Source organism: Gemmatimonadaceae bacterium, from assembly GCA_036273715.1.
Lineage (GTDB): Bacteria > Gemmatimonadota > Gemmatimonadetes > Gemmatimonadales > Gemmatimonadaceae > JADGGM01.
The window spans coordinates 126,951-140,876 of sequence record DASUHB010000028.1; the positions used below are offsets into that span (position 1 = coordinate 126,951).

Consider the following 13,926-nt stretch of genomic DNA (forward strand, 5'->3'; position numbering starts at 1 on the left):
GGTCAGTCGGCGCGCTCGATGACTAACGGACCGTTGGTCGTCACGGCGCGGACCGTCGGACCGCCGGACCCGAGGTCGGTCTCGAGGTGGCGCAGGATCTGTCCCTGAACCGTAATAGGGATCCCGATCGACATCGGCCCGTTCGACGTCCCCGTCTCGAGATGCGCCGAGTACGCGTCGGGAATGCTGATGGTCGCCGGACCGTTGGTCGTCTCCGCATCGAGCCCCCGTCCAACCCACGTTTTGCCGGTGAGACGCACCGAGAGCGGCCCATTCGTCGTGCGGCCGTGCACGTCGCCGCCCGCGTCGTCGATGTCCAACGGTCCGTTCACCGCGCTCAGCTCGATCTTGCCGTGCACCGACTGGATCGCCACCGGTCCGTTGGTCGCGGTGAGGGAGAGGTCGGACGCGCGCGGCACCAGCACGTCGAACGACACCGACCAGGACGCGCCATCGTGCGTGCGCGGCCCGTTGGCGTGGATGTGGCCGTTCGACATGTCGATCGAGATCTGCTTGGCCATCGCCTGCGCCTCATCGTCGCTGCGCGCCTGCGTTTGGATGTGCGCGATGACGTCGATGCTGTCGCGATCCCAACCGGCCACGCGCGCTCCGCCGTTCTCTCCGCCATCCACGGTGATCGTCCCGCCGGACGCATGCGCGCCCATCGTGCGCTCCTCGCAATAGCGGGGACGGTCCGTGTCCGCCTCGCGGCAGCGCTCGAGCCAGTTACGCTCGTGGTGCTGGGCATGGACGGCGGGCGCCGCCCACACGAACGCGATCATCGCGGCAACAGCAGACAGGCAGCGACGCATGCAAGCCTCCGGATTGGCACCGTTGAAATGTCCGGCGCTGGGCCGGCCATCGAACTTCGACAGCGCCAATCCGGAATTGGTTTGTGGCCTCAGTCGGCCGCGATTGCCGCAGTTGGGCCCGCCTCGCGAATACGCTGCGCGTGGTACCGGCCGTACCAGAAATAGATCGCGAGACCCACCACCAGCCAGATCACCAGCCGCGCCCACGTCTCGAGCGGCAATCCGATCATCTGTGCGAAGCAGATCAGCGCGCCGAGGATCGGAACCCACGGCATGCCCGGGGTCTTGAACGGCCGGTGCAGATGCGGTTCGCGACGCCGCAACACGAGCACACCCATGCACACCATCACGAACGCCAGCAGCGTGCCCATCGCCGTGAGCTGCGTGAGCACCGCGATCGGGAACAGGCCGGCGACGAGCGCGACCACGACGCCGGTGATGGCGGTGGTGACGTACGGCGTGCGGAAGCGCGGATGGATTTTGCCTAACAACGGCGGCAGGAGCCCGTCGCGGCTCATCGAATAGAAGATGCGCGGCTGCCCGAGCAGCATCACCAGCATCGTGCTGGTGAGCCCCATGATCGCGCCGAGCTTGACGATCGGCTTGAGCCACCCGATCCCCGTCGCATCGATGCCTAACGCGATCGGCGCCGGCACGTTGAGCTGCGTGTACTTGACGATGCCGGTGAGGACCAGCGCCACCGCCACGTACATCACCGTACAAATGACGAGCGAGGCCATGATCCCGATCGGCATGTCGCGCTGCGGATTCCGCGCTTCCTGCGCTGCCGTCGACACGGCATCGAAGCCGATGAACGCGAAGAAGATCACGCCGGCGCCGCGCAGCACCCCGCTCCACCCGTACACGCCGAAGTGGCCTGCGTTGGGCGGGATGAACGGATGCCAGTTCGCACGGTTGATGTACGCGGCGCCGAACGCGATGAACAGGAGCAGCACGGCCACCTTGATCACCACGATCAGCGTGTTGAGTCCGGCCGATTCGCGAATGCCGATGATCAGCAGCACGGAGATCGCCAGGACGACCAGCGCCGCCGGCACATTGAAGATTCCATGCACCGTCGCGCCGCCCGACAGCGCCACCACCGATCCCGGCGGCCCGGCCCACTGCGCGGGAATGCCCAACCCGACGTCCTGCAGAAAGCTCTGGACGTTGCCCGCCCACCCCACGGCGATCGTCGACGCGCCCAGCGCGTACTCGAGAATGAGGTCCCAGCCGATGATCCAGGCGAAGATCTCGCCTAACGTCGCGTAGGCGTACGTGTACGCGCTCCCGGCCACCGGAATCATGCTCGCGAACTCGGCGTAGCACAGCCCCGCGAACGCGCAGCCCACGCCGGCGATGAGCATCGAGATCACGAGCGCCGGTCCGGCGAACTGCGCCGCGGCGGTTCCGGTGATCACGAAGATGCCGGCCCCGATCACCGCCCCGATGCCGAGCGTGGTGAGACTGAAGGCGCCTAACGAACGCCGGAGCGTGCCCGACTCCGCTTCGACCATCAAGTCGGACAGCGGCTTCTTGGACAGGAGACTCATCGTCGGATGACCTCGCGCGAGGGGAAGGCAGCAGACCCAGGTCGTGCCGTGCGCGAAGATGACGACGCGCCGCGGCCGCCCCGTCATGGCCGCGTCTGGGGCGTCAGCACCGCGTCAGCGCGTCTGTCAGAGTTCAGTCAGAGCTCCCCTTCCCGCACCCCCGCGCACCGTACATCCTGCAATTGGTTCGTGTCGCGCTCACATCGGGCGCCGTCTGCGAGGAGCCAATGCCGTTGTCGTTCGCTCGGCGACAGTCCGGAGTCGACCGCCAGCCAGCCATTTGGCGCTCGCGGGCATCGCTGCTCGTCGCGCTGCTCGGCCTCACGTTCGTTCTCGCCGCGGTCCTCGCGTACGAAGCGCACGATGCCGCGCGATCGCACCGCGTGACCGCGGAGCGCGCGCTCCGGGATTACGCAACCTTCGCCGCATGGGAACTGCTCGCCAACGCCACCGACACGGTCGGCCCAACGCTGTCCGCGGCGTTGGCGCCCGTCACGGCAGGCATCGCCGCGACGCCGTATGACGCGCTCCCCGGCCCCGCCGTGCTCGCCGCGTCCGGCGGCGCGGCGCTCCGCTGCGCAAATCAACGAGACGACGCCGCGCGCTGGTACTTCCGTCTCGATTTCCGCGACGGCTCATTCGCGACCGTCGGCGCCACGCCACTCGCAGAGGAACGCTCCTTGGTCCGTGCGGCGGTCGACCAACAAGCGCGCACCGTCTATCGTCCCGATTGGTCGTATGCGACGCTGCTCGTGGGACGGGGCTCCGCCGAGCGCGCCGTCGCGTACGCGGTGAAGTACGCGGTGCACGGTGCGCCGATCGCAGCCTTCGGATTCTCCACGTGCGCCGATGCGCTGGGCGCTCCGGTGTTCGCGGGCGTGATGAGCCGGCACCCGCTGCTGCCGCGAACGCTCGCAATGCACGAGCCCAACGACTCGCTGGTCTCGGTCACCGTGCTCGGCCCGACGGGCGACACGATCTGGGACTCGGGCCGGCGCAGCCTCACGCCGTTCACCGCCGACGCCTCACAGGAGACGTTCGGCGGCCTCACGGCGCGCGCCACGCTGCGGCCGCTGGCCGTCGAGCGGCTCGCGTTAGGCGCGATCCCGCAGTCCAAGGTTTCGCTTCTCCTCGGCCTCCTCGCCCTCACGGCCGGGATGATGGTGTTGGCGGTGCTCCAACTCCGCCGCGAGCAGGAGCTCGGGCGGCTCCGCTCCGATTTCATCTCGAGCGTCTCCCACGAGCTGCGCACGCCGCTCGCCCAGATCCTGCTCTTCGCCGAAACGCTCCGGTTGGGCCGCGTGCGGAGCGCGGCCGAGCGCGCCGGCGCCACCGACGTCATCGTCCATGAAGCGCGGCGCCTCATGCAGCTCGTCGAGAACGTGCTGCTGTTCTCGCGCAGCGAGCGCCGCATGACGCGGCTGCGTCCCGAGCCGACGGCGCTCGCTCCGTGCGTCCGGGAAACCGTGGAAACCTGGCGCCCGCTCGCCGTGGCGGCCGACGTCACGCTGTGCACCCGCCTCGATGCGCACGTCGTGGCGCTGCTCGACCGGAGCGCGGTGCGCCAGATGCTGCTCAACCTGCTCGACAACGCCATCAAGTACGGACCGGCGGGCCAGACCGTCACCATCACCGTCGACCGGCAGGGCAGCCGCGCGCGGCTCATGGTGCACGACCAGGGGCCCGGCGTCCCGTTAGGCGAGCGGGACCGCGTCTGGCAGCCGTTCCAGCGCCTCGAGCGCGACGTGCGCTCCGCGGCCGCCGGGAGCGGCATCGGCCTCTACGTGGTGCGCGAGCTCGCCGCGATGCAACACGGCGACGTGTGGGTCGAAGACGCCACGTCCGGCGGCGCATGCTTCGGCGTCTCGTTCCCGCTCGTCGACGCGCCCGAGCACCTAACGCCGAGCGCCGAGGCTGTCGGCACGGCTCGCCCATGACACGCATTCTCGTGATCGAGGACAATCGCAACCTCGCCATGGGGCTGCGCAACAACCTCGAGATCGAGGGCTACCAGGTGGAGCTCGCGGGCGACGGCAACACGGGCCTCGAGCGCGCGCGCGCCGGCGCGCCCGACGTGATCATCCTCGATCTCATGCTGCCCGGCCTCGATGGCTATCGCGTCCTGCGCGCCCTGCGCGCCGACGGCTGCGAGACGCCGGTGCTCATCCTCAGCGCCCGCGGCGAAGAAACGGACAAGGTGCTGGGCTTTCGGTTAGGCGCGGACGACTACGTCACCAAGCCGTTTGGACTGCTGGAGCTCCTGGCGCGCGTCGACGCGCTGCTGCGCCGCGCAGCGAACGGCGCCCGCGCCGCCCGCGGCGCGCTCGCGCCCCGCGAGCAACTCGGTGACATCGAGATCGACACCACCACGCGCACGGTCTCTCGCGCCGGCGAGCCGGTGCCGCTCCGACCCAAGGAATACGAGCTGCTCGTCGCGCTGCTGCGCCGCCGCGGACGGCTCGCGTCGCGCGATGAGCTGCTGCAGGATGTCTGGGGCTACGCCTCGGAAGTCGTGAGCCGCACGGTCGACACGCACATCGCCGAGTTGCGCCGCAAGCTGGAGCGCAATCCGGCCGCGCCCGACTTCATCCTCACGGTCCGGAAAGCGGGCTACCGCATCCGCATCTAGCCGCCTAACGAAATCGCGTTCAACCCGCCAGCGCCGCCCGTTCGCCGGCGTCGACCAGCGAGCGACCCTCGTAGCTCGTCGGAACCGCCACACCCAGCGCACTGAGCACGGTCGGCGGCACGTCGAGTAGCTGCGCCCCCTCGCGCAGCGAGCCGCCCGACACCCCGCCGCCGGCAAGAACGATCGGTATGGTCCGGTCTAACGGATGCGGGCTGTCGTGATCCGTCGGCACCTGGCCGCCGCCGCCGTGATCCGCTATGGCGATCAGCAGCGTCTTGCTCGACGGCCGGAGATCGATGCGCTCGACGAGTTGGCCGAGCGACGCGTCCAACGCGTAGGCCGCCCGTTGGTACGGATCGGACATCCACCCGTGGTCGTGCCCCGCGTCATCGCAATCCGGCCAGTGCATGAGGATGAGTCCGCGGTCCTGCGCCGCGAGCGCATCCGTCGCGCAGGCGAGCACGTCCCTCGCGCAGGTGCCGTGAAACGTCGCCGAGCCGACACCCAGCCAGCCCGCGATGCGCCGCGCGATGCCGCGCATCAGCCACGGCACGCGACACATGAACGCAGACGACGGATAGCCGGCCTCGCCCAACACGCGCGGCAAGGGATGCATCCGCCCGCGGCTCCGCGGCAGATGAAAGCGCGTGCTCCGCACGCCGTGTGTGTCCGGCGCCACGCCCGTTAGGAGCGATGCCATGCATGCCGCCGTGACGCTCGGCGCGACGGTCGTCCCGCGCAGCGTCGACGCGCCGCCCGCGGCAAGCCGCGCCACGTTCGACAGCCGCAACGCCTCGATCGCATCCGGACGCAGTCCATCCAGCACCACCACCACCAGCCGCTGGACGGAATGCGCGATCGTCAGATCCGGCATGGCCGGCGGTCATCGCCTAACACGAGGCCGCCTGGGCCGGCTGCCATCCGGCGCGCCCCATGCCGATCATCGAGACTCGATGCCCGGGACGAGCAGTTGCGGCTGTGCCATCTTCGCATCACGGCATGAATGAAGGCAGGAGGCATGCCGCGACCGCCGTCACTGTGTGAATTTCGCCGCGACCGCACGGGTTGCGCGTCGAACGGCGGTCGCCTGGCGGCCTGTGCCTCCGACCGCGTCGCGCTCGCGCGGGCCGCGCGGATCGCTAGATTCTCCCGATCCGCCAGATCCCCGTCGCCAATCGTGCCGACCATTCAAGACCGCTATTGTATCATCGGCGCCGGCCCATCCGGCCTCGCAACCGCGCACGAGTTCAAGCGCGCCGGCATCGCCTTCGATGTGTTCGAACGGCATGGCGATGTTGGCGGTATCTGGGACATGGACAATCCCGGCACGCCGATGTACGACAGCGCGCACTTCATCTCCTCACGCACGCAGTCGGCGTTCGACGATTTCCCGATGCCCAACGAGTACGCGGATTATCCGTCGCGCGCCCGCATCCTCGAGTACCTGCGCGCATATGCGGAGCACGATGGCATTCGCGCACATATCGCGTTCAATACGGTGGTGAAACGCGCATCGCCCGTTGACGGCGGGTGGGACGTCGAATTTGCGTCAGGCGAGCATCGCCAATTCCGCGGCGTCGTGTGCGCGGTCGGTAACAACTGGCACCCCGTCGACCCAACGTATCCCGGCCACTTCGACGGCGAGATGTACCACTCGAGCCGCTACAAGTACGCCGCCTCGCTGGCCGGCAGGCGCCTGCTCATCGTCGGCGGTGGCAACTCCGGCTGCGATATCGCGTGCGATGCAGCACCAATCGCCCGCGAAACGCTCATCAGCTTTCGCCGCGGCTATCACTTTCTGCCAAAGCATTTGTTCGGCGTGCCCACCGATGCGTTCTTCCGCAGCGGACCGCACCTGCCGGCCCGGCTGGCGCAACCGCTCCTCACGCTGCTCCTCCGCGTGCTCGTCGGCGACCTGCGCCGCTACAAGCTGCCCAGACCCGACCACAAGGTTCTCGAAAGCCATCCGATCGTGAACTCGCAGCTCCTGCATTATCTCTCGCACGGTGACGTCCGCGCGGTACCGGATGTGCGCGAGCTCGACGGAAACCGCGTCACGTTCGTCGACGGCTCATCCGCCGACGTCGATGTCATCATCTTCGCCACGGGCTTTCGATCGGCGATTCCGTGCCTCGACGCCGAGGTGTTCTCGGCCGAGCGCGGCGGACGCCAGTTCTACCTGAACGTGTTTCCCGAGCAGCCCGCACTCTACGTCATCGGCCTGTTCGAGACCGACGGCTCACTGTTTCCGGTGGTGAGCAAGCAGGCGGCGCTGGTCGCGTCGTACCTCGTCGCCCAACGGAACGGATCCGAACGCGCCGCGTGGTTCGACCGTCAGCGCACCGGCCCGCGGCCGGACGTGAGTGGCGGCATCAGGTATCTCTCGTCGCAGCGCCACGCCTTCTACGTCCAGTACGACGAGTACGTGCATCGTCTGGAGAAATTGCTGAAGCGGATGACGCCCGAACGCGGCGCGGCCTGAAGGTCACGACGAGCGCCGCCGCGAGCAGCGCCACCAGCAGCGCCTGCAGCCCCAGGCTCTCGGCCGTCGGATAGATGCCTAACGCATCGATCCTCGGCATCCCGCGCACGGGCGTGATCGGAACGGCGCTCACTTCCTGGAGCTCCGCCACGCCGCGTCCGGCGAACACGAACGCCATCGCGTAGAGCAGCCCGCTCGTCAGCGTGAAGAACGGCCGCAGGGGAATCTTGACGCCGTATCGATGGAACACGGTGAAGATCGCCACGAGCACCACCGCGCCGGCCGCGATTCCTAACGCAATCGCGCCCGCCGGCCTGCCGGCCTCGCCGAGCAGCGCCTGAAAGAACAACGCCGTCTCGGCGCCTTCGCGATAAACGGCAAGGAACGCCACGAACGCCAGCGCCGTCGCGCCGCCGGATGCGAGCGCCGCGGTGACCTTCTCCCGGATGAACCGCTGCCAGTGCGCCGCTTCCACTTTCGAAATGAGCCAATAGCTCACCCAGAACAGCACCACCATCGCCACCAGCATGCTCACGCCTTCGATGAGGTCCTGGCTTGCCGGCACCGCCGACAGCACCGTCTCGAGAGCCACCGCCGTGGCCGCACTCGCCGCGATCCCCGCGCCGGCGCCTAACCACACGCTGCGCAGCTGATCGCGGTGCCCGGTCTTGATCAGGAACGCGACGATCGCGCCGATCACCAGAATCGCCTCGAACCCTTCGCGCACGATGATGACGAACGATTGGACGAAGCTCTCCCACGCGCCCGACGTCCGGCTGCCCAACGCGACGACCGACGGAAGCGTCGCCACGATCGCGTCGCGCGCCCGCGCCGCCCGAGCCAGGTCGCCGGCCGCGATGTGCGCCCGGAACTCGGCGAAGCGGCGCTCCATGGCCGACACGGCACCGGCACTCTTCACGCGCGCCGCAGCCTCGAAGGGTTCGAACGCCAGATACGCATCCACGGCGCGCGCACGCGCCCCCCCGAGATCGCCAGCCCGCGCCGCCGCCAGCGACGAGTCGAGCGACGCGGCCACCACCGTCACGACAGGCACCGCGCAGCTCGGGCACCGGGGATGCACACCCTGCAGCGACTGCACGTACCCGATCACGTTCCACCGCTGCTGCGACGTCAGCGTCCCGCCCCACGCCGGCATCGCCGTGCCCGACACGCCCGCCGAGATGATTCGATAGAGCATTTCGGCTGACACGCCGCGCATCGCGGCCGAATCGCCGATCGCCGGCGGCGGCGGCCGCATCCCCGCGGCAGCGGGCCCGTCGCCTAACCCGCGGTCGCCATGGCAGGATGCGCAGCGCGCCGCATACACGGCGCGTCCCTCGGCCAGGTTCAGCGGCTCCGCCGGCAGGTCGAGCGACGCGGCATCGCCTAACGCAACAACGAACTGCCGGTGGAGCGCCGCGAGCCGCGCCGGCGGCACCGTGTCCCGCACCGCCGCCGTCAGCGAATCGAGCCGCGCGCGAATCGCCGCCGCGTTGCTCCCGTTCAGCTGGGCCGCTGTCACACGCGCATCCACCAGAAAGTCGACCGTTTCCTGATACTCATCGACGGCGCTCAACCGTCCGCGCGCGTCGACGCCCTTGGCATACTCTTCGACGGCCACCGCGACGATGTTGCCGAGACGCTTTGCCGGGCTCTCCTGCGCATTCGCCGGCGCGGCGAGCGCAGCCACCGCCCATGCGGTCAAGCAGACTGAACGGAAACGAAATCGCATTTACGATAGAATTTATCGGATTTATCTGCGCGGCACCACTCTCGCGGTGCACCGTCGCGCACTAGCCGGCCTGCTGCGTCTCTCCGTCCGACGTCGTCTGAGGACCCTCGAGCACCACCACCGCCCCGGCGGTCATTTGACTGTGCGACAGCGTCAACCACACTCGGCGCACGCGCAGCTCGGCGCAGCGGATTTCGGCGGCGCCGTGCAGCACGAGCGACGGCAGACCACCGTCGACCGACACGACCTCCATCTCGCGCCACCCGATCCCGCGCGCGCCCGGCGATCCCGAGAGCGCTTTGTACGCCGCTTCCTTGGCTGCAATGCGCGCGGCAAGGTGCACGTACGGCTCCTGCCGGCCCATTGCGTAGGTGACCTCGCCGGCCGTGAACAGCCGCTGGAGCGCGCGCGCCTCTTTCGACGCAATCAGCCGCTTCACACGCGCCACGTCCACCAGATCGAGTCCGACGCCTACGATCACACATCCTCCCGTGGGGCGCGCCCGAGCCAGCGGCGCCGGCGTCCGCGTCGTCCCGGGACGTCGGCGGCCAGCACGCGCACGAGTGACAACCACACGTCGTCAGCCATCTCAAAGACCAGCTGCAGTGCCTTGGCCCACCGACGCCACCCCGCATACCGCTCGCCATCATCGCTCGACGCCAGGCCATCCTGCGCGCGCTCGAGCGCGCCTAACGCACTGACCAGCGGCTCGGCCGCCTCCGTCAGCTCGGCGTCCAGCGCGCGCCGCTCCGGCGGTTCGGATGGATGACGCTCGGCGGCCAGCTCGTGGATGCGCTGCAGCATCGCCGCGCGGAGCGAGGGCGCATCGAACGCCGCGCGCGCGCGATCGGGGCTTGTGGCCGTCTCGGCTTCGCGGCGCGCCGCGAGCAGCGGCCCGAAGTATCGATCGTGGTCGGCGCCCTGCGACGCGCGCGGCGAGCCGAGGGCGCGCAGGGATCGCGTGAGCTCGGGCACGGCCATCGCGCGCCGGTCGAGGTCGGCGGCGAGGACGGCCAGCCCCGGCGACCCGCCTAACGTGATCATGTCGCCGCGCGTCAGGAACAGCTCGAGCGTGCCCACCGCATAGCGCGAGCCGTCGAGGCGATCGTACGGCAGACGCACCGCGCCGCCGGACCGCTCGAGACGAAGCGCCTCATCGTCGAGCGTCGCCACGGCGTGGCCGGCCACATCGGTGCCGCGCAGCAGGCCGCTCACCGTCACCGTCACCGCGTCGTCGGCCACCTCAGGCGTCCTCGAGCGCGTAGCGCACGCGCCCGGCCAGCTCGTCGTCGCACAACGCCGGCTGTTGCCCCGTCCGCTGCTGCCACCGCGTCACGAATTGCGGCAGCCGGTCGGTGCAGAACGCCGACCGCTCGATGCCTAACGCAGCAATCGCGTGCTCGATGCCGGCCGGCGCGCCTTCCACTTCCACCAGGTCGTCCATCCGCGGGTAGCGCTCGAATCGCACCGCCGTGCCCTGCAGATCGTACTGCGCGATCTCCCGATCGATCGCGCGCGTGACTTCGTAGCCTAACCGGGCGAGCATCGTGGCCAGAACGTCGGGAGCGTCTGCCCTGCACTGCAGCTCGTCCCGCACCTTGTAGCCGGCGTCGTAGCCCGTCGGTCCCTTCCAACCCAGTTCCGCGCGGGCGCCCGACCCATCGCGGTACACGCGCAGCCGCAGCACTTCGTCGCGGCGCGCGAGATCGCGGCGCGGCGTGTCGTAGCGCCGGTCCTCGAGACGCCCGGCGAACGTGAGCACGGCGCCGGCCTGCGTTAGGCGTGCGGCGCGGCGCCCCCAATCGTCGAGCACTGCTTTCAGCTCCACCTCACGCATCGAAGATCGCCTCGAGCACGGCGGCGGTGACGGCCAGCGTCGGGAACACCGCCGCCGGCACGTGCGCCGAGAGCTCCTCGACCGTGAATCGCCCCGTCGCCACCGCCACCGCGCGAGCTCCCACGCTGCGCGCGCATTCGATGTCGGCCGGCGTATCGCCGATCACGACGACATCCTCGCCGCGCACGTCGATGCCCAACGCTTCCCGCGCGCGCCGCAGCGCCACAGCCGGCAGCTCCGGACGATGCGCGTGGTCTGACCCGTACGCGCCGACGCGAAACCGCGTCACGTCCAAACCGGCCGCCGACAATTTGAGCATCGCGCCATCGCAAAAATTCCCGGTCAGCAGCCCGACCACCGCATCGGACCGCGCCTCGAGCGCCGAAATGAGCTCCGCCACGCCGTCGAACACGTGCACGCCGCGCCGCCCCGTCGCCAATTCCTGCTCCAGCAGCGCCAGATACCTCGCCGCGAGGTCATCCATCCGCGCGTCGATCGCTGCATCGCTGTGCCCTTCTGCGCGCATCAGATCGCGCACGATCTGCGGATCCGTCTTGCCGTCGTAGTGATACTCCGTTGGGCCGGAGCCGCCGAACACCTGCGTCAACGCGGCCGTCATCGCGCGGCGGCCCGCGCCGTCGCTCCACAAAATCGTGCCGTCGATGTCGAACAGGATCAGCTTCATGCGCGCGTGAGCACCACGCCGGCGATGATCGCAACCGCGCCGGCGACCTGCCACGCCGTGGGCGTCTCACCCGGCAGCATTGCCCACGCCACTCCGAGGGCGATCAACGGTTGCAGATTCGAGTAGATGGCCGTGCGCGTCGGGCCGAGGACGCGCACGCCGCGATACCAGCCGAGATACCCGATCACCAGCGAGCCGATGCCGGCGAACGTCATCGCGCCCCACACTCGCACGCTCACGCTCGTCCACGCCGTGGCCGCGAATGCCGGCGCCGACACGAAGAGCAGCGGAATCATGCCGCCCACCAGCGTCAGCGCCGAGATGTCGACGAGCGACACGCGATGCGTGAGCGGCTTGAGCAGAACCGTGTACCACGCCCAACACACGGCTGCCGCGACGACGACCGCGTCTCCCGTGAGCGTCGCGCCCGAAGACTCGTGCATCGATCCGCCGAGCACCACCAGCGCGATCCCGGCCATGGAGAGCCCCACCCCGCCGTACGCGCGCGCCCCAACGTGTTCGATGCCCAGCCATCGCCCGATGAGCGCGATCAGCGCCGGCGACGCCGCGAGCACCAGCGCCGCATTTCCCGCTTTGGTGTGCGCCACACCCTCGGCGAACAGCGTCTGATACACGCAATTGCCCAGCACGCCTAACGCAAGCAGCGCGAGCACATCCCGCCGCGCGATCGGCCGCGCTCCCGGCCGCCGCCGCTGCAGCACCGCCAGCATCCCGAACGCCAGCGTCGCCATCAGGATCCGCGCGCCGTTGAACGCGAGCGCATCCATGTGGTCGGTGCCGTACTTGACCACCGCGTAGTTCGCGCCCCAGATCGTGGTCGTCAGCAGCAGCCAGAGATCCGTGAGCGAAACGCCCGACCGCGCGGCTGGTTCCGCGCGATCGGGCGCTATCGCCGTGTCGAGCACCGTGGTCATGCTCCAAAGCTAGGCGACGCCGTTGGCACGCGACAGCGCCTTCCTCCGCGTCGGCGCTGCCCGTAGCTTCCCCGCCATGCACCTCTCCTTCGCGTTGTTCGCCGACGCCGCCAACCTGTCCGTCGAAGGCAAACTCAACATCCTCGGCGTCTTCGACGCCGTGCAGGTGGCCGGACTGCCCACCGTCCACCCGCGCGCGCACATCGTCGTGCGACTCAAGGGCACGGCCGCCGACGCCGGCGCGCACGTCATCGCCTTGCAGTGGGTGAATCCGTCTGGCGCGGAGCTGTGGTCATCCAATGGAGAGCTCAACGTCGCCACGCCGCCCGCGGAAGTCGCCGACATCGATTTCCCGCTCATCGCCGCCGTCGATCTGCCGCTCGACGCGGCAGGCACCTACGCGATGCGAATCGCCATCGATGGTTCGGTGCACGGCGAAGTACGGCTGCACGTGCGCACCGCGGTCGTGCCCGCTGGCAAGATGGTCAGCTGACGCGCCGCGCCCAACGGAACCGCGAGAGCAACGCGCGCCCGTACGCATCGGGCGCCGCGAGCGTCTCGATCGCGTATCCGCCGCGCCCCAACCCCAGGTGCACCAGTCTCGCATCGCCGAGCGCGATGGCGACGTGCGTGATGCGGCCATCGCCGCGGTCGGAAAAGAACGCGAGATCGCCGGGCGCGAGCGCGCCCAACACGTCGCCGGCGTCCACGGCCTGACCCCGCTCGGCCTGGTCGCGCGCATCGCGCGGCATCGCGATGCCGTGGAGCCCGAACACGGTCTGCACGAGCCCCGAGCAGTCGGCGCCCCACGGCGTGAGCCCACCCCATTCGTACGGCGTCCCCTCGAACAGCTCGCACGCGGTGCGAGCCGCGGCCGCCGCGCTCACAGGGAATCGCCGCACCACCTCGACGCGCTCGACGGCCTCGCCGCTCTCCACGGCCGCCCCGGCATCGAGCCAGGCACCGAGCGGCAGCGCGCGGCGCACGCCGGACGCGTCGCGCACCACGCAGCCGAGCGAGACGCGCCCCGCCGGCTCTCCGTTAGGCGGCACCGCCCTGTCTGATTCCGACAGGTAGCCGCGGTGCATCCACCCCCGGTAGCCATCGCGGAGCCGCACCTCGAACCATGGCTCGCGCCCACCCGAGTCCAACCGCTCCACCGGATGCCCCCACAGCGCCTGCGAGACCTGCTCGCTCCCCGCGCGCGGCTCGCCGTTCACCGGCGCCACCGACACCCGCACGACGTACCCGCCCACGCCGA

14 protein-coding genes are annotated in these 13,926 nt (G+C 69.6%); 4 read left to right on the plus strand and 10 right to left on the minus strand.

Annotated features, from left to right (window positions below; all coding sequences use genetic code 11):
- Positions 1-2: 2 nt before the first annotated feature.
- Positions 3-812 (minus strand): DUF4097 family beta strand repeat-containing protein, encoded by an 810-nt coding sequence (locus VFW04_05120; protein ID HEX5178685.1) that lies wholly within the window; start codon positions 810-812, stop codon positions 3-5.
- Positions 813-901: 89 nt separating this feature from the next.
- Complete coding sequence (locus VFW04_05125) at positions 902-2,452, minus strand: amino acid permease (GenBank protein ID HEX5178686.1); 1,551 nt, start codon at positions 2,450-2,452, stop codon at positions 902-904.
- Positions 2,453-2,592: 140 nt separating this feature from the next.
- On the opposite strand from VFW04_05125, the gene VFW04_05130 reads away from it, so the two are divergent.
- Together VFW04_05130 and VFW04_05135 are read left to right on the plus strand one after the other, a co-directional pair.
- A complete protein-coding gene (locus VFW04_05130; GenBank protein HEX5178687.1) occupies positions 2,593-4,302 on the plus strand; it encodes a HAMP domain-containing sensor histidine kinase in 1,710 nt (569 codons plus the stop codon).
- The gene (locus VFW04_05135; GenBank protein ID HEX5178688.1) at positions 4,299-4,994 is read left to right on the plus strand and encodes a response regulator transcription factor; all 696 of its coding nucleotides are present in this window, start codon (positions 4,299-4,301) and stop codon (positions 4,992-4,994) included. The genes VFW04_05130 and VFW04_05135 overlap by 4 nt, the downstream gene beginning before the upstream one ends.
- A gap of 19 nt (positions 4,995-5,013) precedes the next feature.
- Here the strand turns inward: VFW04_05135 and VFW04_05140 are convergent, their stop codons facing one another.
- Positions 5,014-5,868, minus strand: a complete 855-nt coding sequence (locus VFW04_05140; GenBank protein HEX5178689.1) for an alkaline phosphatase family protein — start codon at positions 5,866-5,868, stop codon at positions 5,014-5,016.
- 303 nt (positions 5,869-6,171) lie between these two features.
- Between VFW04_05140 and VFW04_05145 the strand changes: the two genes are divergently transcribed.
- Positions 6,172-7,476, plus strand: coding sequence for an NAD(P)-binding domain-containing protein (locus VFW04_05145; GenBank protein ID HEX5178690.1), 1,305 nt, complete (start codon positions 6,172-6,174; stop codon positions 7,474-7,476).
- On the opposite strand, the gene VFW04_05150 is transcribed toward VFW04_05145, so the two are convergent.
- The 6 genes from VFW04_05150 to VFW04_05175 all read right to left on the minus strand — a co-directional run bounded on the left by VFW04_05150 (position 7,367) and on the right by VFW04_05175 (position 12,665).
- Complete coding sequence (locus VFW04_05150; protein ID HEX5178691.1) at positions 7,367-9,166, minus strand: FTR1 family protein; 1,800 nt, start codon at positions 9,164-9,166, stop codon at positions 7,367-7,369. The genes VFW04_05145 and VFW04_05150 overlap by 110 nt on opposite strands.
- Before the next feature lie 103 nt (positions 9,167-9,269).
- A complete protein-coding gene (gene acpS / locus VFW04_05155; protein HEX5178692.1) occupies positions 9,270-9,689 on the minus strand; it encodes a holo-ACP synthase in 420 nt (139 codons plus the stop codon).
- Positions 9,686-10,450 (minus strand): hypothetical protein, encoded by a 765-nt coding sequence (locus tag VFW04_05160; GenBank protein HEX5178693.1) that lies wholly within the window; start codon positions 10,448-10,450, stop codon positions 9,686-9,688. Before VFW04_05160 ends, acpS begins: the two co-directional genes overlap by 4 nt.
- 1 nt (position 10,451) lies before the next feature.
- Positions 10,452-11,045: a class IV adenylate cyclase gene (locus VFW04_05165; protein HEX5178694.1), complete on the minus strand. Its 594-nt coding sequence runs from the start codon at positions 11,043-11,045 to the stop codon at positions 10,452-10,454.
- Entirely contained in the window at positions 11,038-11,730 is a 693-nt protein-coding gene (locus tag VFW04_05170) for an HAD family hydrolase (protein HEX5178695.1), read from the minus strand. Before VFW04_05170 ends, VFW04_05165 begins: the two co-directional genes overlap by 8 nt.
- Positions 11,727-12,665, minus strand: coding sequence for a DMT family transporter (locus tag VFW04_05175; protein HEX5178696.1), 939 nt, complete (start codon positions 12,663-12,665; stop codon positions 11,727-11,729). The genes VFW04_05170 and VFW04_05175 overlap by 4 nt, the downstream gene beginning before the upstream one ends.
- A gap of 76 nt (positions 12,666-12,741) precedes the next feature.
- Between VFW04_05175 and VFW04_05180 the strand changes: the two genes are divergently transcribed.
- A complete protein-coding gene (locus VFW04_05180; protein ID HEX5178697.1) occupies positions 12,742-13,158 on the plus strand; it encodes a hypothetical protein in 417 nt (138 codons plus the stop codon).
- Here the strand turns inward: VFW04_05180 and VFW04_05185 are convergent.
- Positions 13,151-13,921 carry a C40 family peptidase gene (locus VFW04_05185; GenBank protein ID HEX5178698.1) on the minus strand — a complete coding sequence of 257 codons (771 nt, stop codon included), beginning with the start codon at positions 13,919-13,921 and terminating at the stop codon, positions 13,151-13,153. The genes VFW04_05180 and VFW04_05185 overlap by 8 nt on opposite strands.
- Between the last annotated feature and the right edge of the window lie 5 nt (positions 13,922-13,926).